Origin of the sequence: Noviherbaspirillum saxi (assembly GCF_003591035.1) — a bacterium.
Taxonomy (GTDB): Bacteria; Pseudomonadota; Gammaproteobacteria; order Burkholderiales; family Burkholderiaceae_D; genus Noviherbaspirillum; species Noviherbaspirillum saxi.
Map to the genome: position 1 here is coordinate 1,331,146 of NZ_QYUO01000001.1, position 22,849 is coordinate 1,353,994.

Below are 22,849 nucleotides of genomic sequence, written 5' to 3' on the forward strand. Positions count from 1 at the left end.
CCGAGATGACCGTTAAACACTATCTCCCCGGACGCTCGGTCGCTATCACTGGCCTGCTTACTTTGGTACTCAGCGGCTGCGCTACTTTCTCGAAGGATGGCGGGCTGGATTCTGTTTCGGCGATGACCAAGGACCGTACCGGTCAGGCCGTGCAGATTTCCAAGCCAACTGCTGAGGTGAATATCACCTCTGATGCTGTAACTGCTTTGCTTGCCAAGCCGCTAACGCCTGACACTGCAGTGCAAATTGCGCTGCAGAACAACAAGGGGTTCCAAGCTTCACTTGCTGAACTTGGCGTGGCGGAAGCTGATTTGGTTCAAGCCGGTCGTCTGCGTAACCCGAGTTTTTCCTTCGGCCGTATGCGGGGCGGCGAGGACGTCGAAATTGAACGCAGTGTTATGTTCGACCTGATTGGTCTTTTAACAATTCCAATTCGTAGCGGTATCGAGCAACGACGCTTTGAGCAAGCCAAGTTGCAAACTGCCTCACAAGCGGTGCAGCTTGCAGCCGATACAAGACGCGCCTACTTCAATGCCGTAGCTGCTCAGCAAACAGCGCAATACATGGAACAAGTACAAGCAGCTGCGGACGCTGGTGACGAACTGGCACGGCGGCTGGCGAAGGTCGGAAACTACAGCAAGCTTGACCAGGCACGACAGCAAGTGTTTTACGCTGACGCTACTGCCCAAGTAGCCCGTGCTCGCCACAATGCTACAGCGGCCCGCGAACAGCTTACGCGGCTACTCGGTCTGTGGGGCGCTAATACGGCTTTCAAACTACCAGAAAGGCTGCCAGATTTGCCCAAGGCTCCCAACGATATAGCCAATGTAGAGCAGTTGGCGATGTCGCAACGCCTTGATGTACAGATGGCCAAGTATGACGCTCATGCCACCGCTAGCGCATTGGGGCTGACCAAGGCGACACGCTTCATCAACGTGCTCGACGCTGGCTACACGAACAAGAGCGAAACAGGAGCACCACGTGCCAACGGTTACGAAATTGAACTGGAGCTCCCTATTTTTGACTGGAGCGGTGCTCGCACTGCCAAGGCTGAAGCCCTGTACATGCAGTCCGTACACCGAACAGCCGATTTAGCAGTACGTGCGCGTTCACAGGTACGTGAAGCCTATTCCGGCTATCGCACTACTTACGACTTGGCGAAGCACTACCAAAGCGAGGTAGTGCCGCTCCGGAAGAAGATTTCGGATGAGGTACTTCTTCGCTACAACGGGATGCTTGCCAGTGTCTTTGAATTGCTTACAGATGCCCGCGATCAAGTTAGCAGCGTCAATGCTGCAATCGAAGCTCAGCGTGATTTTTGGATAGCTGAAACAGACTTGCAGGCCGCTATCAACGGTACTGGCGGTAGTAACGTACAAATCCGCAGTGCAGCGCCTGCTGCGGCTGGCGCCGCAGAACACTAAGGAAGGAATAGAAATGGTTTCACGTAGAGATTTTTTCACCGGTGCCGCAGCATTGGTCGGCGCAGGAATGGTTAGCCGTGTCGGGGCAGCTTCTTTGCCCGAGGCACCGATAATGGAAGGTGCTGCGACACAAGCACCGCTCATACCGCCCAACGGTCGTCCCTATAACCCAGTCGTGACATTGAACGGATGGTCGCTACCATGGCGTATGAACAACGGCGTGAAGGAATTCCACCTCATCGCCGAACCGGTGGTGCGTGAACTCGCACCTGGCATGAAAGCCAACCTGTGGGGCTACAACGGTCAGTCGCCCGGACCTACTATCGAAGTGGTTGAAGGCGACCGTGTACGAATTTTTGTGACGAACAAGCTGCCCGAACACACCAGTATCCACTGGCACGGTCAACGGCTGCCAAACGGCATGGACGGTGTCACCGGTTTGACCCAGCCAGGCATCAAGCCTGGGAAGACGTTTGTGTACGAATTCGTCGCCAAACGGCCTGGGACATTCATGTACCACCCGCATGCGGACGAGATGATCCAGATGGCAATGGGGATGATGGGATTTTGGGTAACACACCCCAAGAACCGAGATTTCATGAAAGTCGACCGGGACTTCGTTTTCCTGCTCAGCAATTACGACATTGAGCCGGGAAGCTTTACACCCAAGGTCAACACAATGTTGGACTTCAACCTGTTCACTTTCAATAGTCGGGTCTTTCCGGGCATTGACTCGATGAACGTGCGACAAGGGGACAAGGTACGAATTCGGTTCGGTAATCTGACGATGACCAATCACCCGATTCACCTGCATGGACACGAATTTTTTGTGACCGGCACTGACGGTGGATGGACTCGCCCGGAATCTCGCTGGCCAGAGGTTACAACCGACGTAGCGGTTGGGCAGATGCGTGCCATCGAATTTGAAGCTACTGACTTGGGCGACTGGGCCTTTCATTGCCACAAGTCACACCACACAATGAATGCGATGGGACACGACGTTCCTACCATGATTGGTGCCGACCACCGAGGCGTCGCACAGAAGATTAACAAGCTAGTACCTGACTATATGGTCATGGGCGAACGAGGAATGGCGGACATGGGTGAAATGGAAATGCCGCTGCCCGACAACACCCTGCCGATGATGGGTGGCCAAGGTCCGTTTGGTGGCATCGAGATGGGAGGCATGTTCACAGTTGTAAAAGTGCGCAAAGAACAGAAGCCTGGGGACTACAAGGACCCGGGTTGGTACAAGCACCCGGCAGGCACCGTCGCTTACGAATGGACAGGAGAAACTCCAGCACCTACGCGTAGTGGCTCAGCGGGCGGTCAGTCAATGCCATCAGCAAATAAAGCGGGGAACGTTGAATTGACAGTGCGAAAGCCGACTGGTCACGGCGGACATCACTAAAACGGATACTAAACTACACAAGGAAAAACTAGATGAACAAGCAAACAACAATTAAAGCTCTGTCCGCAATCGTGATGTCGTTGACAGTCGCAATTGGGGCGTCCGCAGCATATGCACACTCTGGCGAGACTCATAAAAAGGCCACTGCCAATACGCCTATCTCTACAGATGAACACGCATTTGGCAAGCAAGGAGACCCGAAAAAAGCCACGAGAACAATATCAATCGACATGGCAGACACCATGCGTTTTGGTCGAGCGGATATCACTGTCAAGGAAGGTGAAACCATTAAGTTCGTCGTTACGAACAAGGGAAAGATGATGCACGAGATGGTCATCGGCACTATGGACGAATTGAAGGCGCATGGTGAGCTGATGAAAAAGCATCCGGGTATGGAGCATGACGAGCCTTATATGTCCCATGTCAGCCCCGGTAAGAAGGAAGAGATGGTATGGCAGTTCACCAAAGCCGGTGAGTTTTACTATGCATGCCTAATTCCAGGTCACTTCGAAGCTGGCATGGTCGGAAAAATCAAAGTCACGAAAGGTTGAGCATGAAGAAACACTTACTGTTCAAGGCGGCTCTTGTCGCAGTGCTAGCTGCACATCTGGGGGCTAATGCAGCCAATCCGGTAATCGAAGTGTTCAAGAGCGAAAGCTGTGGCTGCTGCTCCGAGTGGATCAAACACCTAGAGACCAACGGGTTCACCGTCAAAGCACAGAACGTGGCGAATCCGTCGGATTACAGAGAGAGGTTTGGAATCCCCGAAGAGCTTGGCTCATGCCATACCGGCGTTGTTCAAGGCTATGCATTGGAAGGCCACGTGCCAGCCGCTGAAATCAAGAAGCTTCTTGCAGAAAGGCCGAAAGCAAAGGGCTTGGCAGTTCCTGCAATGCCTTTGGGTTCGCCTGGTATGGAAGGGCCGCGCAAGGACCCATACGACGTGATGCTGGTGCAGGCAAATGGCCGCTATTCCGTCTACAAGCATTACAACTAAGTTCAACCGAAAGGAATCGACAATGAAGACAATCGCAAAACTGGCATTCGTCACCGCAATTCTTGCTGCTCCTTTTAGTCTGTATGCGGGATCGCATTCCGCTGCACCGGCTAGCGCCTCATCGTCGGCAAACGAGAAAACTGAGGGAGAAGTCCGTAAGGTCGATAAGGATGCGAAGAAAATCACCATCAAGCATGCCGAGCTTAAGCATCTCGAAATGCCTGCCATGACTATGGTATTTCAAGTGAAAAACCCAGCGATGCTCGATAAAGTAAAGCAAGGCGACAAGGTAATCTTCGTTGCCGAGAAAGTGGGCGGTCAGTTTACCGTTACCCAAATCGAAGCTAAGCAGTAATTGTAGTTTTCACCTCATCTGGCGCGCTTCTCTGCGCGCCAGATCTCTCACCTGTACGATGGTTTATTAATCCACGATGACGCGCACACACACGCAAATACGCACTCACACCGGTGTTAAAAAAATACTCATAAAAGCTTGACGAATTGAGAACAATTTTCGACAAGTGCACTCCTACCACTTGATATCGAGTTATGCATTCATCGCTTAGCCGCAGGCTATATGGCTCGGGGAAGCGAAATGGCAGCCGCAATTTGCCAAGCATGTGCAGATGTCCGTGATGCATGCGGAGACGAATGTACGAAACATGAAATGACACATTGCCAGGAATGCGCACAGGCTTGTCGCCGTTGTTCTGAGGAATGCCGTCGAATGTCTGGTGGTTCTAGGATGAGCAGAGTTAGCGCGCGGCGCAGCTTGTGGTTGCTGTAAGCACGTAACCGCTAGAACATGGATTGAACGTTTCAAATGCAGCACCTCACAAGGAGGTCCTATGAAAAACCAAACTGACGAACATCATCACCATAACCACAGCGATGACCATGGCTCGGCCAGCCATGGTCATCATCATGAGCACCATGAACATGCTCACGGTGAAGCAGGTGCATCGGTTGTTTCGGAAAAGCCTTTCACAGACCCAGTATGCGGGATGAAAGTAAGTGCCAATCCTGAAAAAACGGTCGAGTACAAGGGAGACACCTATCATTTCTGTAGCGCCAAATGCATGGAGAAGTTCAAGGGCAACCCTGAAGTTTACGTAGGTTCAAGCAAGGAGGAACCTGCTCAAGCGGTGCCGGAAGGTACGATTTATACCTGCCCAATGCATCCAGAAATCCGGCAGCCAGCTCCTGGCAGTTGCCCAAAATGCGGCATGGCGCTTGAGCCGATGATGCCTTCGCTGGAAGAGGAAGAGAACCCCGAGTTGGTCGATTTCCGCCGTCGCTTTTGGTGGACACTACCACTTACAGTCATCGTTACGGTTCTGGCGATGTTCGGCCATCAGATTTTTCCTCAAGGACTGCCTGTACAAAGCTGGATAGAACTTGCTCTCAGTACGCCGGTAGTCCTGTATGCCGGATGGCCATTCTTCGTGCGTTGGGCTCAGTCCATTGCTAACCGCAGTCCAAACATGTGGACGCTGATTGGCACCGGGACGGGCACTGCCTATGTCTACAGCGTGATGGCGACTATCGCGCCTGAATTGTTTCCATCCACTTTCCAAACGCATGGCCGCGTCGGCGTGTATTACGAAGCCGCAGCCGTCATCATTTCGTTGACGCTTCTGGGCCAGATTCTCGAGCTACGAGCACGTTCGCAAACGTCCGCGGCTATCAAATCGCTCCTCGGGCTCGCTCCTAAAACTGCACGCCGGATGCAGGCAGACGGAACCGAGGAAGACGTCCTGCTCACCCACGTCCATATCGGCGATATGCTTCGTGTCCGCCCTGGCGAAAAGGTGCCAGTGGACGGTGAAGTATTAGAAGGCGAAAGTGCACTGGATGAGTCCATGTTGACCGGCGAGCCCGTGCCGGTTACCAAGCGAGCTGGGGACAAGCTAATAGGCGCCACCATCAACACCAGTGGCAGTCTCGTCATGAGGGCTGAGAAGGTCGGTTCACAAACCATGCTCTCACAGATTGTCCAAATGGTGGCCATTGCCCAGCGTTCACGCGCACCGATGCAGCGGTTGGCTGATGTGGTCGCCGGGTACTTCGTCGTAATCGTGGTGGCAATTGCAGTGCTAACACTACTCGGATGGGGTTTCTTCGGCCCCGAACCAAGTTGGGTCTACGGTTTCGTCAACGCGGTGGCTGTTCTCATCATCGCTTGTCCCTGCGCCCTTGGGCTGGCTACACCGATGTCCATCATGGCAGCCACTGGACGCGCGGCGACTCAAGGCATACTTTTTCGGGATGCTGCAGCCATCGAAGCAATGCGCCAAATTGATACCCTTATCGTCGACAAGACTGGAACCCTTACCGAGGGCAAACCAGCTTTTGACCGGGTCGTTGCAGCACCGGGATTCACTGAAAAAGACGTCTTGCAGATTGCTGCAAGCATCGACCAAGGAAGTGAGCACCCCTTGGCCCATGCCATTGTCGAAGAAGCGCGCAAACGCGGTCTCGCACTGGAAAAGCCGGAGACCTTCGAGTCATCAAGCGGGATAGGCGTACGAGGCATTGTCGCTGGGAAACGCATCGCCTTGGGCAACACCGCGCTGATGGACTTGGAAAAGGTTGACTGGAGTGCGCTTGTCAATGAGGCAGAAGCGTTACGAAATGAAGGCGCTAGCGTCATGTATCTTGCCGCCGACGCCCGCCTTGTTGGATTGTTGGCGGTTTCCGACCCTGTTAAAGCTACGTCTCCAGAAGCTCTGGAGACGTTGAAGGCAGCTGGTCTGAAGGTTGTCATGGCGACAGGCGATGGCTTAACCACTGCTAAGGCGGTTGGAAAGAAGCTCGGCATAGACGAGGTGTACGGCGAAGTGAAGCCTCAGGACAAACTAACTCTGGTAGAGCGCCTTCAAAAGGAAGGCAAGGTCGTAGCAATGGCGGGGGACGGCATTAACGACGCCCCCGCGCTCGCCAGGTCCAATGTCGGCATTGCGATGGGGACCGGCACCGATGTAGCCATCAATAGTGCCCACGTGACGTTAGTCAAAGGTGACTTACGAGCAATCGCCCGCGCCCGCATCCTCTCTGTCGACACTGTACGCAATATGCGTCAGAACTTGGGATTTGCGTTTATCTACAATGCACTGGGAATTCCCTTAGCGGCAGGTTTGCTTTTTCCATTCACGGGCCAGTTGCTCTCGCCGATGATTGCGGCGCTTGCGATGAGCCTGAGCTCGGTATCGGTTATCGCCAATGCACTGCGACTGCGCGGCACCGGGACGTAATTCTTTCGCAGTATGCTCAACAAGCTGTCGGATAAGTCATATCAGTGGTTGAGTTCAAAGAAAAGACGAGGCATTCAATGTTGAAGAAAAGACTATGCGTTTCCTTATTGCTGGCGGCAATTTCGCTTGGTACGCATACCTATAGCATCGCCCAGCAGTCCACCGCACCAGGCATACAGAAAAGGCTTGGCGACCTATTTTCAAGCTCGAAAGAAGAAGAACTTCTGGAGCCCGACCAAGCATTCAAGCTGACGGTTACGGCGTCCGGGCCGACGACGCTAGTAGTAGACTTGATACCGGCCAATGGTTACTACCTCTACCGGGACAGAATCCGCTTTGCCCTTAAAAATACTCGTGGCGTGGCTATCAAGTCAGTCAAACTCCCTGCAGGCAAGGTGAAAAATGACCCTACGTTCGGTAAGATGGAAACATACGAAAAACCTGTCCAAGCCGAAATTGCTTTGGAAAGAACACCTAATGCGAAGGCCGTAACGTTGGTCGCTGGATATCAAGGATGCAATGAAAAAAGCGGGGTCTGCTATCCACCGATAGACAAAGAGGTCAGTCTTACATTGCCGTAGTCAATTGTCGACTTTTTCATTCCTTGCGCTAGGCGAGCTGGGTGCTATCTGACGGGGAGCAAGCATTCCTGTTGCGACGGCGAAGTGCGGCAGGGTCGCATCACTCCGGTCGAAAAGAACACCTTTGGCAAAACAAAAGTTTTTCGCTGAGCGAATCACCTCCGCTTGAAATACAAGTGACCCGCTCGCCTTTGCCAAGCTCAGAAATTGCACTGACAGTTCCAGCGTTACGAGGGCGGTGCCCGGCGCCTCGAAGGCTCCTTCGAAACCAAACTACTGTAGTTCCTTCCGATAGTTGAATTGCTCCAAGCGCTGACCTAAACGCTCTGGTGGCAGTCGAATTGGGATAGCGGATGCATTCATTTTGGTCTTTGCATCAATGCGCGCAGTGAGCGGAAACTGTGGATTCTTCGTTTTCCAAACCAATCAATATTGGACAATCTGGTCGATGGTCACCCGCACAATTCTTGACCAGGTGAGTGAGCGTATCGCGCATCTCGGTCAATTCAGCGATACGCCTGTCCAGGTCGGCAACATGTGCCTTTGCCACTGCTTTGACGTCCTTGCTTGCACGGCTGGGGTCCTGCCAAAGTGAGAGCAGGTCACGAATCTGTTCAATTGAAAAGCCAAGTGTACGCGCCCGTTTGACGAACCGCAGGGTATGTAAATCTTTTGAACCATACGTGCGATAGCCTGAGTCCGTTCTGGAGCTTTCCTTGATAAGACCGATGCTCTCATAATAGCGAATCATTTTAGCGGTGACGCCAGTCGCGTTGGCAGCTTGTCCAATGTTCATATCGAACCTCCTTCCATCTGTATTATTTTAAATAGGCCTTGGTTATTTCATAGTCAAGAAAGGCTCGTCGGCCAAAGAGCCCTTCCGGTCTATTAATACTATTGCCCGGTTCCGTTTTCAGGCTTCCAACGTTTCAGTAAAAGTGCATTGCTTACGACACTAACTGAGCTGAATGCCATGGCTGCACCGGCAATCATTGGATTGAGCAAGCCCAGCGCCGCCAGCGGGATGCCGATCAGGTTATAGATGAAAGCCCAGAACAGGTTCTGCCGGATCTTGCGATAGGTGCGCCGGGAAATGTCGATGGCATCGGCTACCAGTGCGGGATCGCCGCGCATGAGCGTGATGCCGGCGGTGTGCATGGCGACATCGGTCCCCGTCGACATCGCGATCCCGACGTCGGCCGCCGCCAGCGCAGGTGCATCATTGATGCCGTCGCCGACCATTGCCAGCTTTTGGCCGTTGCGCTTGAGGCTGGTAATGACGTCGGCCTTATCGGCCGGCAAGACTTCCGCCCGAAACTCCTTGATGCCAAGCGCGTTCGCAACCGCTGCGGCGCTGCCCTGATTGTCTCCGGTCAGCATGACGGTTCTTATGCCTTTCTGTGCAAGTCGTGCGACGGCATTGCGCGCTGACGCCTTGACGGTATCGCCGAATGCCAGCAAGCCGCGCAATTCAATTCGCCCGGCCCGGTCCGACGCAAGCCATGAGACAGTCCTGCCCGCGGCTTCGTGCCTTTGCGCCGATGCATCCATGGCATCGGTTGCCACGCCGAGTTCCTGCATCAGACGCCGGTTGCCGAGATAGGTGGTCGCGCCGGCCACATCGGCCTGCACGCCTTTTCCCGGCAATGCCCTGGCATTGGTCGCCGCAGGCAGTGCGATGCCGCGTTGCCCGGCAGCGTCGCGCACCGCTTTTGCCAGCGGATGGTCGCTGTATTGCTGTACCGCACCGGCCAGTTCCAGTACCGAGGCCTCCGACGGTCCGGCGCTTTCGACCGCAACGATGGCGGGCTTGCCTTCGGTCAGTGTGCCGGTCTTGTCGAACGCAACCGTGGAAATCGCATGCGCGGTTTCCAGCGCTTCGGCATCCTTGATCAGGATCCCATGCCTGGCCGCGACCCCGGTGCCTGCCATGATCGAGGTCGGCGTGGCAAGGCCAAGCGCGCAAGGGCAGGCGATGACTTGCACCGCGACCGCATTGAGCAATGCCTGCTGCCAGTCGCCGGTGAACAGGCCCCAGCCGAAAAAAGTGATGACCGAGACCAGCAGCACGACCGGGACAAAGATCGCACTGACCTGGTCCACCAAACGCTGGATCGGGGCCTTGACGGCTTGCGCGTCTTCGACCAGCCGGATGATGTGCGACAGCATGGTTTCGCCCCCGACCGCGGTGGCTTCCAGCATCAGCATGCCTTCGGCATTGATGGCGCCGCCGGTCACCTTGTCGCCGACGGCTTTGGCGACGGGCAGGCTTTCGCCGGTCAACAGAGATTCGTCCAGATGACTGCTGCCGTCGATGACGCGTCCATCGATCGGAACGCGGTCACCCGGGCGGACCAGTACGATATCGCCTACATGCACAGCGTCGAGCGCCACTTCGGTATCCCTTCCGTCGCGCCGAACAATCGCACTGGTGGCACGCAAGGATTCCAGCGCGCGCAGCGCCGCAACGGTCTGCTGCTTGGCGCGTGCCTCAAGCCATTTGCCCAGCAATACCAGAGTGATCACGACTGCCGAGGATTCGAAATATAGATGCAGCATGTCGCCATGACCGCCATGCGCAAGCAGCAGGTAGACCGATAATCCGTAAGCCGCGCTCGTTCCTATCGCTACCAACAGGTCCATGTTGCCGGTGCGCGCAAGCAGGGCTTTCCAGCCAGCCTTGTAAAAGCGTGCGCCCAGCCAGAATTGCACCGGGGTCGCCAGCAGCCATTGCAGCCAGCCGGGCAGCATCCATTCCTTGCCGAATGGCATGCCGAGCATGGGAGCAATCAAAGGAAGGCTCAACAGGGCGGACAGAGCAACCGGCCACCAGCCGGGTAAGGCCGATGCAGTAGTTGTCGGCGTCGTGTGGTCCTGAGCCAGCGATGCGTCGTAGCCTGCCTTGCGTACACCGGCAATCAGCAATTCGGTCGACACACCCGCCGATTTGACGAGGGCTTTCTCGGTTGCGAGATTGACCGTGGCGTCGGTCACGCCGGGGATTTTCTTGAGCGCTTTTTCCACGCGTGCCACACAGGAAGCGCAAGTCATTCCGGAAATGGCAAGCGAAACCTGCTCGCCGGGTAGTTCGTAGCCGGCCTTTTCCACGGCGGCAGACAATGCCTGCGGTGACAGATCCGGCACGACACTGACCGTCGCCTTCTCGGTGGCAAGATTGACTGTAGCGCTCGCGACGCCGGGAACGGCTTGCAATGCTTTTTCCACGCGCCGCACGCAAGAAGCGCACGTCATGCCTTCTACCTTGAATGTCAGTTCGGTGGTGTCCTGCCTCATTGATGCAGTATTCATTGCGCCCTCCATATGTGTACTGTAAAGATAAACTTTCCAGTGATGGGAAGGTCAAGCGGAATTTTGATTGATTTCGCCTGGCAGTGCTCCCCGGCGCTGTTTTCACAAAGGCAACTTACGCCAGCAGAATGAGCTTTCCGGTTCGACGCGCAATGCGGCCTTTCTGTTCCAGACTGGCAAGGGTCCGGTACAGCGCTTCATGCCTCAGGCCGATATCCTCCGCAAGTTGCTTGAGATTGCCGTCCAACTCCCATTCGCCGTGCGCTTTTGCACGCAGCCGCAGGAATTGCAGGACACGTTCGGTCGCGGAACGCGTCGGCCTGAGCTGCACTTGCGTTCTCAGGCCACGAATTCTATCGATCTTTCCACGACGATATTATTTTTTGGAATTGGCATTTCTCTAACTACTTTGATTCGGATTCTACGTATAGTTGTTTCTAACCAGAAATATGGGCCAATGTATGCCCTGCTCAGGTTCGAACTTATGGGTATTCGTTAAGCTGGTTAAGGTAGCTGAACATGTTTAAAAACGTCACGATCAAAGCACGTCTTATTTTTATCATCGTCCTGTTATCCGTAGTCTCGACGTTGATCGGCGCAGTGGGCATGCGCAACCTGAACACAACCAACGAGGCGTTAGAGACGGTCTACAACGACAGGCTGGTAGCTACCGGCCAGTTGAGCGAAGTGCTATCGCTTATCCAGCAAAGTCAAGGCGCCTTGTCCAAGAGTGTCAGCGGCAATCCTGAGCAGTTTCCTGCAATGATCGAAGAAGTTGAAAAGCGCATTGAAGCGATCACCGGCATCTGGAACAGCTACATGGCTACTTATCTCACGCCGGAGGAAAAGCTGCTCGCCAAGACATTTGCCGACAACCGGAAGAAATTTGTCGAGGAGGGACTCCGGCCTGTGCTTGCCGCGATGCGCGGCAATGATATTGCGACGGCAGTCAGTCTGGTGCATGGGCCTCTCACCCAGACTTATGTACCTGTACAAGACAGTATGAAAGCGCTGGTGAAATTACAGCTCGACGTCGGGAAGATGGAATATGAGCAAGCGATCGTGCGCTACCGGTCCGCGCAAATCCTGGCTATTTCCTTGAACGTGATTGGTGTGCTGATTGGTGTCGTCGTCGGATGGATTTTGATCCGTGGTATCACCGGCGCGATTAAGGAAGCGCTGAATTTCGCCAGCAATGTCGCGGAAGGGAATCTGGCGCAGCGCATGCAGATTTCATCGAATGACGAAATGGGAAAACTGCTGGCATCGCTGCAAAAAATGAATGATGGATTGATCACCATCGTTTCTCAGGTCAGGAGTGGCACCGACACGATTGCAACTGCCTCCGGTCAAATCGCGGCAGGCAGCCAGGACCTCTCTTCGCGCACCGAGGAGCAAGCCAGCTCCCTCGAAGAAACCGCGTCCTCCATGGAAGAACTAACGTCCACTGTGAAACAGAACGCGGATAATGCACGTCAGGCCAACGCGCTGGCCGTGACCGCATCGGGCGTCGCCGAACGAGGCGGTGAAGTTATCGGCCAAGTGGTTCAGACAATGGGAGGCATCAACGACTCCGCCAAGAAAATTGGCGACATCATCGGGGTAATCGACGGAATCGCCTTCCAGACAAACATTCTCGCATTGAACGCTGCGGTGGAAGCGGCGCGTGCAGGCGAACAAGGCCGTGGTTTTGCAGTAGTCGCAAGCGAAGTCAGAAATCTTGCACAGCGGTCCGCCGCTGCCGCAAAGGAAATCAAGATCTTGATCGACAACTCGGTCGAGCGCGTTGAAACAGGCAGCAAGCTGGTCAATGACGCCGGCGCGACCATGCGCGATATCGTTGACAGCGTGCGTCGGGTCACTGACATCATCGGTGAAATCACCGCCGCGAGCGATGAGCAGACCGCGGGCATCGAGCAAATCAATCAAGCCGTGTCCCAGATGGACGAGGTTACCCAGCAAAACGCTGCGCTGGTCGAAGAAACCGCGGCAGCGTCGGAAGCGATGCAAGACCAGGCAGCCAAGCTGGCAAAGGTTGTCAGCGTGTTCAAGCTCTGATAACCATCTCACCGCATGACCCGACATGCCGTCGCGTCTTTTCCGTGCGCTTCTCCCCAGTCGAAAAACCAATAATCCTATTTGCAGTTTTACAGGGCGAATGGGTTTAGGCTGGCGGTTCTCAATACAAAATACTAAACCGCCATCGGTGCGGCAATCGGCGCGTGATGCTCGTAGCCCTCGAGCGAAAAATCGCCCGGCTCGATTTTTTCCAGCCATTCCGGTGCATAGACGCCTGTCTTTGCGTAATCCGGAATCCGGTCCGACATGACAAAGCGGGGTGCGGGGAAAGGCGTGCGCGCTAACTGTTCCTTGACCATGCCGAGATGGTTTTCATAGATGTGTGCGTCGCCGATGAAGTAGGTAAACCAGCGCGGTGTGTAGCCGGTGAGCCGGCCGACCAGATGCAGCAGGGCTGCGCCTTCCGCCAGATTGAACGGCGTGCCGAGACCGACGTCGTTGCTGCGGATGTACAGGCAGAGCGAAATTTCCCTGGTCGACGCATTCGGCAGGAACTGGTACAGCAAATGGCATGCGGGCAGGGCGATGGCATCGAGATCGGCGCAATTCCAGCCATGGAACAGGATGCGGCGGCTGCCCGGATTCTTGATGATCGTGTCCAGGCATTCGCGCAACTGATCGACTGCCTTGTAGAGCAGGACCTTTTGCTTGCCCTCGTCTTCAACCGCCGACACGAAACGGAAGCCGCGTTGCTGCGCATCGGCGATCTGCGGCGCCTGTTCGGCGTCGAGCAGCTTGTAGGCCGGCCAGGCGCGCCACTGGACGCCGTAGACCGGACCCAGGTCGTCTTCGCCCATCCGGTAGGGATTGGCCAGCCAATCCGCGTTTTCGTTCGCATTCTGGTCCCACACCTTGCAGCCCAGCGCGCGGAAATCCGCGGCGCTGCGCGTGGCGCGCAGGAAGCCGACCAGTTCGCCCATCACCGACTTGAACGCCAGCTTCTTGGTGGTCACTGCAGGGAAACCATCTTGTTGCAGATCGAAGCGCATCATTGCGCCCGGAATACTGATGGTACGGATGCCGGTGCGGTTTGCCTGCCAGCTGCCGGTGTCGAGAATGGTCTGGATCAGGTCGAGATATTGTTTCATGGAGAGCGGCGGTGAATTGGCAGGGATTGCAGTTGCGGTATTTTAAAGTAAATCGACCCGATACCGCCCGTCCTGGAGCAGGCGATCGCTTGCTTGCTCCTTCGTTTATTCTTGTGAAAACTGCAACGACGCGAGGCTCGCATACAAGCCTCCACGCGCAATCAGCGACGCATGGGTACCGCTTTCGATCACCCGTCCATGTTCCAGCACGATGATGCGGTCGGCCCGCTGCACGGTCGCCAGCCTATGTGCAATGACCAGCGTGGTCCTGCCCACCATCGCCGCTTCCAGGGCGGCCTGGACCAGCCGTTCCGATTCGGCATCGAGCGCACTGGTTGCTTCGTCCAGCAGCAGCAAGGGCGGGTTCTTGAGCAAGGCGCGCGCGATGGCAATTCTTTGCCGCTGGCCGCCGGACAGGCGTACACCGCGCTCGCCAAGAAAGGATTGGTACTTTTCCGGCAGGCGTTCGATGAATTCATGCGCAGCGGCTTGCCGGGCAGCGGCCATCACTTCTTCATCGCTGGCGTCGGCGCGTCCGTAGCGGATGTTCTCCATTGCGTTTGCGGAAAAGATGATGGTGTCTTGCGGCACCACGCCGATTGCATCGCGCAAGGCATGCAGGTCGATCTGCCGGATGTCGACGCCGTCCAGCAAAATGCATCCCTGCTGCGGATCATAAAAGCGCAGCAAGAGCTGGAACAGTGTCGTCTTGCCCGCGCCGGACGGACCGACGATGGCGACCGTTTCACCGGCCACAATGTCGAGCGTCAGGTCCGCGATGGCGGCTGATTGCGGCCGCGAAGGATAATGAAAGCCGACATGCCGCAAGTTGAGCGATGCACCGCCGGCTAGCCGATGCGGCAAAGGGAGCGGGTGCGGCGGCGACTGGATGGGTGAACGCACCGCCAGCAATTCCAGCAGGCGTTCCGCCGCACCGGCTGCTCTCTGCGCCTCGCCCAGCACTTCGGACAAGGCACCGATCGCGCCGGCGACGATCGATGCATACAGGATGAACTGCCCCAGTTCACCCGCTGTCATGCGGCCCTCGATCACTGCATGCGCACCCAGCCAGAGCACGAAGACGATGGCCCCAAATACCAGCAGGATGGCCATCACGGTGAGCAGGGAGCGCGCACGGATACGCCGCATCGCTGCCTTGAATGCGCGCTCGATGGAGTTGCCAAAGCGGGTCGCTTCCTGATGCTCGCGGGTATACGCTTGTACGGTCGGCATCGCGTTCAGGATTTCTCCGGCCAGGGCGGATGCATCGGCAACCCTGTCCTGCGAATCGCGCGACAGCGTGCGCACCCGGCGTCCGAACAGCACGATGGGTAGCACCACGGCAGCCAGCATGACGAGGATGATCGAGGACAGCTTGACGCTGGTGACAAACAGCATTGCAAGGCCGCCGACGAACAGCAGGGCGTTGCGCAGCGCCATGGAGATGCTGGTGCCGACCAGGGTTTGAATCAGCGTGGTATCGGTGGTCAGGCGCGACAGTACTTCCCCGGTTTGCGTGGTTTCAAAGAATTCGGGGCTTTGCATGACGACGTGGCGATATACCGCGCTGCGCAGGTCGGCAGTCACGCGTTCACCCAGCCACGACACCATATAGAAGCGCGCGGCAGTCGCGATCGCCAGCACGCAGGCAACGCCGAACAAGGCCAGGAAGTACAGGTCGATATGCGCGCTGCTTTGCGTCCCGGCCGCGCCGAAACCCAGATCGATCATCTGCTTGAATGCATAGGGAATGGCTAGCGTCGCACCGGCGGCAAACAGCAAGGCTATGCCGGCCAGCATGAATTGCTTGCGGTAGGGACGCAGGAAGGGCAGCAGGCCCTTCAACGTGGAGATACTGCTTTTCTGTCGCTCGCGGGTATCGGTGGCGGTCATAGTTTCATGGGTTTCAAATAGCCTGTCAGTTCGAGATAGCCGCGTCCGACGCGCTGCCCGTCGCGCGTCAAGGTGACCGCGCCCTCCCAATATACCGATCCGGTCGACTGACGGGAATCGAGTTCCTGGTCATCCTGCAAGGGTTCCAGTTCCCAGACCGAGGATCCGGCTTCGATACGCATGGCAACCGGATAACTTGCGCCGGTGCGCGCAGAGCGCCAGTTGCGACGGGGAATGAAGCGGATCTGTTCGGGCGGGATGTGATTCACTTTGCCGTTGCGGTCGCGTACCGCTGCATGCGCCCACAGCATGCCGCCATCCTTGCCGCGAATCCGGAACGCCATCAACGCCGACCCGTCGTCAAGGTTCGCGCCTACCCAATCCCAACCGGCGGCGTTTTGATCGAGCACGCTGGTCGACCATTCGTGGTCCAGCCATGCGGTGCCGGTGACCTGTACCGGCTTGCCATTGCGCTGCACGGAACCGGACACCTTCAGATGCGGCTCGCTGTAGTAGTAACTGGCCTGCTCGCGGCTGGGCCCCTTGCGCGAAAAGCCCTTGTCGCCTTGCAGCATGACGGGTTGCGACGGCTGCAACGACAAGCTGAAACTGAATTCACGTGCGTTTATTTCAGTGCGATAAGTCCCGTTTTCCTGGCGTTTGAATATCCATTCGCCGAGACGCACATCGGTGTCGCCTTGCCTTGCATAAGCGAGATCAAAGCCCTGGCGGGCCGACTTTTGGTCATGCAACAGTTTTCCGAGCGCAGGGTCGGACAGCGCGGCATGGGCAATGATCAATTGCTTGGGCGCGAAGTTGCTGGGATTGGCTGCATCGTGATCCGTGGCCGAGCGAAAAAACGTCACCTGAAAACCTAATGGCTTGCTGTCAGGCGTTTCCAGCCAGCCGGTGACATACCACCATTCGGTACGATAGTCGGGATGCGCACCGAAATCGCGCGGAAACGCCAGCGTCCGGCCGGGCACGACTGCCGATAACACCGGAGGAGCGGCGAGGGCTTGTGCGGCAAGCAGATAGCAAGAAGCCAGCATCACTGTCAGCTTGAACAAGGCAGCGCTGGCGGAACGCAGGAATCGGTTCATTGCAACAGAAAAGAAATAAGGGAAACGTCCGGAGTAATGCCTCATCACCAATCCTCCCTGACGGCGCGTACCGCATCCTGCGATACCGCATAACGCCCGGCGATCAATGCCGTCAGCGCGGCAGAGATCAGCAGCAAGCTTGCGATAGTCATCAGAAGCAGCACGGGAAGATGCAGCTGCATGGTCCAGTGAAACGATTGCGGATTGACGACAAACACCAGAATCAGACTGATCGCCCCGCCGAGCACAAAGCCCACCGCGATGCCCAGCAAGGTCAGCAATGTGCCCTCGATCGCCAGCATCGCGAGTATCTGACGGCGCAGTACGCCGACGTGGCGCAGCATGCCGAATTCCTTTGCGCGCGCCAGCGTCTGCGCCGAGAACGTGGCGGCGATGCCGAACAGCCCGATAACGACCGCGACCGCTTCCAGCAGATACGTTACGGCAAAGCTGCGATCGAATATGCGCAGACTGATGGCGCGGATTTCACCCGGCTCGGACGCTTCGAGCGCATCGCCGAACGGCAACTGCCTTAACGCCGTCGAGATTTGTTCCGCGCTGGCGCCAGCCTCCAGCCATAGCGCGGCGTCATTGACTTGCTGGTCGCCGCTCAATACGCGGTAATCCGACAAGCGAATCTGTATCGCTCCAGCCTGTCTTGCATAATCGCGCCAGATGCCGGCCACTACAAAACCGCGCGGCTTTCCCGCGATGGTAAGAGTCGCGTCAGCGCCGACGCGATAACCGTACAAGTCCACGATGGCCTCCGATATCCAGATCGGCATCCGCCCTTGCAAAGTGGCCTCGTCAGTGAGGGCATCGCCTATCAACGGCAACGCCTTGCCCGGATTGCTGACATCGATGGGCCGCGCAATCAGCGCGACCGATGGCCGGGCCGGATCGAGGATCAATTGCGATTGCCGCAGGAAATGCGCCTGCCTGACGCCGGTGATGCCGGCAATGGCGTCTTGCTCGGCGAGAGAAAGGCCGGCGGTATTGCCGCTGGCCGCCGAACGCACATACAGGTCGGCCGGCAATACCTGGGACAGCCAGTCGTCCAGCGACACGCGGAAACTGGCGACCATGATCGCCATTGCCACCATCAGGCTGAAACTCGATAGCACGCCAGCCAATGCGATCGATGCCTGATTCGGCGCATTGGCCAGGCGTGCGATGCTGAGCATGGCCAAGGGCGTGCGCGGCGTGCGGGCGGACAATAAAGAAAACACCAGCGACGCAACGCGCGGCATCAAGGCGATGCCGCCGATCAACAGCAAGGCGATGGCAAGATAGCCGAACAATGCAAGCTCGAACACCGGAGGCAGTTGCGTCATGACGGTGCCGGTCGCGATGCAGATCAGCGCAGGCCAGGGCGTCGACAGCCGCGCCAGGACGGTATCTTCCGCGCCTGATTTGAGCGCATGCGCGGGTTTGGCGCGCGCCGCTTCCCATGCGGGTCCGATGCACCCCAGTACGGCCGCAGCGGTACCAAGCAGAAAGAACACGCCGGCTGCCAGCGGCGCGAAGCGCGCAACCGGTTGTACCCCTGGAAAATAACCGCCGCCAAGATCGCCGCCGAAAAGGCGCAGCGCGCCGGCGGCCATCAGATAGCCGCCTGCCAGACCCAGCAGCGAGCCGAGTACGCCAAGGCTGCTTCCTTCCAGCAGGATCTGCAACAGCATCTGCCGGCGCGTCATGCCGATCACGCGCAACAGGGCAAGCTGGCTGCGACGCCGGATCACTGACAGCGCTTGGGTCGAAAATACCAGGAAGGCTCCGGTAAACAAAGCCACCAACGCCAGCACGTTGAGGTTGACGCGATAGGCGCGCGACATGTTGGCGGTACGTGCCTCTTCATCCTGGGGCACGCTGATCACATGAGCGGGCTGCAGTTCGCGCGCCAGGGTTTCGCGGAATGCACCGTGGTTGACTCCGGTCGCCAGTTTTAGATCGATGCGCGACAGGCGTCCGATGCGGTCGAGCCGCCATTGTGCTGAACCGATATCCATGACCGCGATACGCTGCCCGGCGCGGGCGCGCACCAGACCACCCGCCACCCGCAGCGACACCAGCCGCGTGCCGATGCGCACTTCCAGCCGTTCGCCTTGCTTGACACCGAGCCAGGTCATGGCGGCAGGCGACAGAAACACTGCATCGTCGGCCAAGGTGTCGTATGGCTTATCTTCCGCAGGAAGCCCCACCAGGTCCGGCGCGATCGCGGCCGAACTGAAGATATCAATGCCGATGACTTTCAATGCTTCGCGCCGGCCGGGTATGCCCGCGTCCACTTCCAGCACGGGACTGGCGACCGCCACTTCGCGCCGGGCGGCGACACGGGCATAGACCGCTTCATCCATCAGCGCCTGCGTGCCGCGCACTTGTAAATCGGCCTGGCCGGACAGACTTTGGATCGCCGCTGAAAACTCGTTGTATGCCGCCGCGTTGATCAAATGAATTGCATAGCCGAGCGCAACGCCGATGGCAATTGCCGCGATGGCGACCAGCGCGCGCACCGGATGGGCACGCCACTCACCGATTAGCAGCCATCGCAACAGGGATTGCGACCGTGCAGAAATCATCCTTCAGGTCCCGTCGCGATCGGATGCAATCCGGTCTTGGTCAGTTCCAGCACGCGATCGGCTGTGGCGGCGGCGCTATGCGAATGGGTCACGATAATGGCCGATGCACCGTTTTCCTTGATCTCGTCGCGCAGCAGCCTTAATACTTCGGCGGCGGTGTCGGGATCGAGGTTGCCCGTAGGCTCGTCGGCAAGGATCAGCTTGGGTTGATGAATCAGCGCGCGCGCGATGGCGACACGCTGCATTTCGCCGCCGGATAGCTGGCGCGGAAAATCATGGCCCCGTCCGTCCAATCCGACTGCTTCCAGCATCTGCTCGGCGCTGCGGACCTTGCTGCGATTGCCGGCACTCATGCCATTCAACAAAAGGGGCAGGGCGACGTTTTGGGCAACCGTCAGATGCGGGAGTACATGAAAGGCCTGGAACACGAAACCGAATTTTTCGCGGCGCAGCAAGGTCGCTGCATCGTCGGTCAGGGTCGCGATGTCAATGCCATCAATTTCGATTGCGCCGCTGTCGGGCGCATCCAGTCCGGCGATGAGGTTTAGCAGCGTCGACTTTCCAACGCCCGATTCGCCCATCACTGCAACATATTCTCCGGATTCAAGCCGATAGCTCAGGCGGCTTAGCACCTGTCTGCCATTTGCATAGGATTTTGTCAGCTCGCGTAATGTCAGCATGGAGAACCAGGTTTGTCCTTCTGCAAGAAAGAAATGAAAGTAGGTTGGTGCTGTGCAAGCTCAATAAGCTTGTAAGCTTGCTTAGATGGTTTCGACATATCGATATACCGAAAACACTTGTGTCCGCTCAAGAAGGTTGATGACTTGTTCACTATGATAGCTAAAAACCTTGCTGTTCATTCTCTATTGCCCATGCTATCCGACGGGCACTCTTGCATTGCGGAATTCATGGCACCTTTCACTTCTCCGGATTTGTCGCATAGCGACTTCATTCAACTCTATCGGCGGGACGACGAGGCTATCCGCGCGGAACTCCGTGCCGGCATGATGGCTGATCGGGCGATGACTTCGCCGAAGTTTCTGTATGACGCACTCGGTTCGAAACTGTTCGAGGCGATCTGCGAATTGCCCGAATACTACCCCACACGAATCGAGCGAGCCATCTTCGATACCTATCTGTATGACATTGCGCGATCGGTAGGGCGCGGTGCGACCCTGATCGATCTGGGTGCGGGAAATTGCGCAAAGGCGGCCTATCTGTTTCCCTTGCTGCAGCCGCTACAGTATGTGCCGGTCGATATTTCAGTGGACTTCCTGAAGGACGCAGTCGAAGCCCTGCGCCAGCGGTTTCCGCAGATCCGGATGACCGGAATCGGAATGGATTTTTCGAGTACGATGGAATTGCCGTCGGCCGTGCGCCGTGAAAAGCGCGTGTTTTTTTATCCGGGTTCATCCATCGGCAACTTCTCACCGGAAGATGCCGGCGTCCTGCTGGGCCGTATCCGCGACGCCTGCCAGACAGACAGCAGCTTGCTGATCGGGGTCGACCTGGTCAAGGACAAGGCGGTACTCGATGCCGCTTACGATGATGCCCTCGGCGTTACAGCGTCGTTCAACCTGAATCTGCTGGTGCATCTCAATACGCTGATGGGTGCGGACTTCAATGTGCGGGACTGGCGGCACCGTGGTTTTTTCAATGAAGCGGAAAGCCGGATCGAAATGCATCTCGAAGCGCGCCGTGACCTGACCGTGCATTGGCCCGATGGCCTGCGCCGCTTCGTCGAAGGCGAGCGCATCCATACCGAGAATAGTTACAAATACACGCAGCCGGGCTTTCAGCAATTGCTGGAACGCACTGGTTTTTCCGCTGCCCAGACCTGGACCGATGAGCGCGGCTGGTTCATGGTATGTCATGCCCGCGCCGCTTGAATCATGATGGATACCGACATTCTGCTGGAACGTTTTCGCAAGGTGCGCGGCGACAGCCGCCGGCTCGCCGAACCGCTTTCCGATGAAGACTGCTGTGTGCAATCCATGCCAGATGCCAGTCCGATCAAGTGGCATCTGGCACATACGACCTGGTTCTTCGAAACCTTTGTCCTCGAACAATACGAAAACAATTTTCAGCCGTTTCAACCGGCATTTCGTGTGCTGTTCAATTCCTATTACAACGGCGTCGGTGAAAAGCATCCGCGTCCGCAACGAGGCCTGCTGACGCGTCCCGCTCTGGGCGACGTGCTTGCCTATCGTCGCAACGTGGATGAACGCATTGCGGCGTTGCTCGCCGATACAGGACAGGGCGAGGCGATTGCTCGCCTGATCGAGATGGGCTTGCACCATGAGCAGCAGCATCAAGAGCTGATGCTGACCGACGTCAAGCATATGCTCTCGATGAATCCGCTCTATCCAGCCTATCGCGAGAGCGAGCTCGCCGCTGCCGGGGCAGTGCCTGCCATGCATTGGCAGGCTTTCGAAGAGGGGGTTGTCGAGATCGGTCATGCCGATGCAGGCTTCTGCTTTGACAATGAACTGCCGCGCCATAGGCAATTCGTTGAGGCTTATGCGATCTCGTCGCGATTGGTCACCAATGGCGAATACCTCGAGTTCGTGCAGGACGGTGGCTATGCCGAACCATCGCTATGGCTGTCGGAAGGCTGGGATTGGGTACGCACCAACACCCTGGAACAGCCACTGTACTGGCGGCAGGACGACAGCGACTGGAATGAATTCACGCTACAGGGATTGCAGCGACTGGATGCGCATCGACCGGTCACGCATCTCTCTTTTTTTGAAGCGGACGCTTATGCCCGCTGGAGCGGCGCGCGTTTGCCTACCGAGGCCGAATGGGAAAATGCTGCAGCGTCCTGCCGCAGCCTCGGTGAACCGGCACTGCATCCTCCTGCCGTGGAAAACGGAGAACAGGAAGAGTTGGCGCAATTGTTCGGTTGCGGCTGGCAGTGGACGCTGAGCAGTTATTCGCCTTACCCCGGCTATCAAACCGCTGCCGGCGCAATCGGCGAGTACAACGGCAAATTCATGTCGAACCAGTACGTGCTGCGAGGTTCATCTTGCGCAACACCATCCGGACATGCGCGAGCGACCTATCGCAATTTTTTCCCGGCGACCGCACGCTGGCAGTTCACAGGGATACGGCTTGCAAAGTCGCTTTGA

19 protein-coding genes are annotated in these 22,849 nt (G+C 57.0%); 11 read left to right on the forward strand and 8 right to left on the reverse strand.

Annotated features, from left to right (window positions below; all coding sequences use genetic code 11):
* Positions 1–5 precede the first annotated feature (5 nt).
* From D3871_RS06310 to D3871_RS06345, 8 genes are all read left to right on the forward strand, one after another.
* Positions 6–1,424, forward strand: coding sequence for a TolC family protein (locus tag D3871_RS06310; protein ID WP_233575531.1), 1,419 nt, complete (start codon positions 6–8; stop codon positions 1,422–1,424).
* Between the two features lie 13 nt (positions 1,425–1,437).
* Positions 1,438–2,835, forward strand: a complete 1,398-nt coding sequence (locus tag D3871_RS06315) for a multicopper oxidase family protein (RefSeq protein WP_119768110.1) — start codon at positions 1,438–1,440, stop codon at positions 2,833–2,835.
* 32 nt (positions 2,836–2,867) lie between these two features.
* Entirely contained in the window at positions 2,868–3,386 is a 519-nt protein-coding gene (locus D3871_RS06320; RefSeq protein ID WP_119768111.1) for a cupredoxin domain-containing protein, read from the forward strand.
* 2 nt (positions 3,387–3,388) lie between these two features.
* Complete coding sequence (locus D3871_RS06325; RefSeq protein ID WP_119768112.1) at positions 3,389–3,832, forward strand: DUF411 domain-containing protein; 444 nt, start codon at positions 3,389–3,391, stop codon at positions 3,830–3,832.
* Between the two features lie 22 nt (positions 3,833–3,854).
* On the forward strand, positions 3,855–4,187 hold the full coding sequence (locus D3871_RS06330; RefSeq protein WP_119768113.1) for a copper-binding protein: 333 nt from the start codon (positions 3,855–3,857) through the stop codon (positions 4,185–4,187).
* A gap of 198 nt (positions 4,188–4,385) precedes the next feature.
* The gene (locus D3871_RS31845) at positions 4,386–4,619 is read left to right on the forward strand and encodes a four-helix bundle copper-binding protein (protein WP_476638923.1); all 234 of its coding nucleotides are present in this window, start codon (positions 4,386–4,388) and stop codon (positions 4,617–4,619) included.
* 61 nt (positions 4,620–4,680) lie between these two features.
* The gene (locus D3871_RS06340) at positions 4,681–7,086 is read left to right on the forward strand and encodes a heavy metal translocating P-type ATPase (RefSeq protein WP_119768115.1); all 2,406 of its coding nucleotides are present in this window, start codon (positions 4,681–4,683) and stop codon (positions 7,084–7,086) included.
* Positions 7,087–7,163: 77 nt separating this feature from the next.
* Positions 7,164–7,667, forward strand: coding sequence for a protein-disulfide reductase DsbD N-terminal domain-containing protein (locus tag D3871_RS06345; protein ID WP_119768116.1), 504 nt, complete (start codon positions 7,164–7,166; stop codon positions 7,665–7,667).
* Positions 7,668–8,043: 376 nt separating this feature from the next.
* On the opposite strand, the gene cueR is transcribed toward D3871_RS06345, so the two are convergent.
* The 3 genes from cueR to D3871_RS06360 form a co-directional block, all read right to left on the reverse strand.
* On the reverse strand, positions 8,044–8,463 hold the full coding sequence (gene cueR, locus D3871_RS06350) for a Cu(I)-responsive transcriptional regulator (RefSeq protein ID WP_119768117.1): 420 nt from the start codon (positions 8,461–8,463) through the stop codon (positions 8,044–8,046).
* Positions 8,464–8,561: 98 nt separating this feature from the next.
* Positions 8,562–10,976, reverse strand: a complete 2,415-nt coding sequence (locus D3871_RS06355) for a heavy metal translocating P-type ATPase (protein ID WP_119769935.1) — start codon at positions 10,974–10,976, stop codon at positions 8,562–8,564.
* Positions 10,977–11,091: 115 nt separating this feature from the next.
* On the reverse strand, positions 11,092–11,307 hold the full coding sequence (locus D3871_RS06360) for a cyclic nucleotide-binding domain-containing protein (protein ID WP_119768118.1): 216 nt from the start codon (positions 11,305–11,307) through the stop codon (positions 11,092–11,094).
* A 188-nt stretch (positions 11,308–11,495) separates the two neighbouring features.
* Between D3871_RS06360 and D3871_RS31285 the strand changes: the two genes are divergently transcribed.
* Complete coding sequence (locus D3871_RS31285; RefSeq protein WP_119768119.1) at positions 11,496–13,034, forward strand: methyl-accepting chemotaxis protein; 1,539 nt, start codon at positions 11,496–11,498, stop codon at positions 13,032–13,034.
* Positions 13,035–13,168: 134 nt separating this feature from the next.
* Here the strand turns inward: D3871_RS31285 and D3871_RS06370 are convergent, their stop codons facing one another.
* The 5 genes from D3871_RS06370 to D3871_RS06390 all read right to left on the reverse strand — a co-directional run bounded on the left by D3871_RS06370 (position 13,169) and on the right by D3871_RS06390 (position 20,398).
* The gene (locus D3871_RS06370) at positions 13,169–14,143 is read right to left on the reverse strand and encodes a thymidylate synthase (protein ID WP_119768120.1); all 975 of its coding nucleotides are present in this window, start codon (positions 14,141–14,143) and stop codon (positions 13,169–13,171) included.
* A 105-nt stretch (positions 14,144–14,248) separates the two neighbouring features.
* Positions 14,249–16,036, reverse strand: a complete 1,788-nt coding sequence (locus D3871_RS06375) for an ABC transporter transmembrane domain-containing protein (protein WP_119768121.1) — start codon at positions 16,034–16,036, stop codon at positions 14,249–14,251.
* Complete coding sequence (locus D3871_RS06380; RefSeq protein ID WP_119769936.1) at positions 16,033–17,139, reverse strand: lipocalin-like domain-containing protein; 1,107 nt, start codon at positions 17,137–17,139, stop codon at positions 16,033–16,035. Before D3871_RS06380 ends, D3871_RS06375 begins: the two co-directional genes overlap by 4 nt.
* A gap of 44 nt (positions 17,140–17,183) precedes the next feature.
* The gene (locus D3871_RS06385; protein ID WP_119768122.1) at positions 17,184–19,718 is read right to left on the reverse strand and encodes an FtsX-like permease family protein; all 2,535 of its coding nucleotides are present in this window, start codon (positions 19,716–19,718) and stop codon (positions 17,184–17,186) included.
* Positions 19,715–20,398 (reverse strand): ABC transporter ATP-binding protein, encoded by a 684-nt coding sequence (locus tag D3871_RS06390; RefSeq protein WP_119768123.1) that lies wholly within the window; start codon positions 20,396–20,398, stop codon positions 19,715–19,717. The genes D3871_RS06385 and D3871_RS06390 overlap by 4 nt, the downstream gene beginning before the upstream one ends.
* Positions 20,399–20,626: 228 nt before the next feature.
* Between D3871_RS06390 and egtD the strand changes: the two genes are divergently transcribed.
* Together egtD and egtB are read left to right on the forward strand one after the other, a co-directional pair.
* On the forward strand, positions 20,627–21,607 hold the full coding sequence (gene egtD, locus D3871_RS06395) for an L-histidine N(alpha)-methyltransferase (protein ID WP_119768124.1): 981 nt from the start codon (positions 20,627–20,629) through the stop codon (positions 21,605–21,607).
* A gap of 6 nt (positions 21,608–21,613) precedes the next feature.
* A complete protein-coding gene (gene egtB, locus D3871_RS06400) occupies positions 21,614–22,849 on the forward strand; it encodes an ergothioneine biosynthesis protein EgtB (protein ID WP_119768125.1) in 1,236 nt (411 codons plus the stop codon).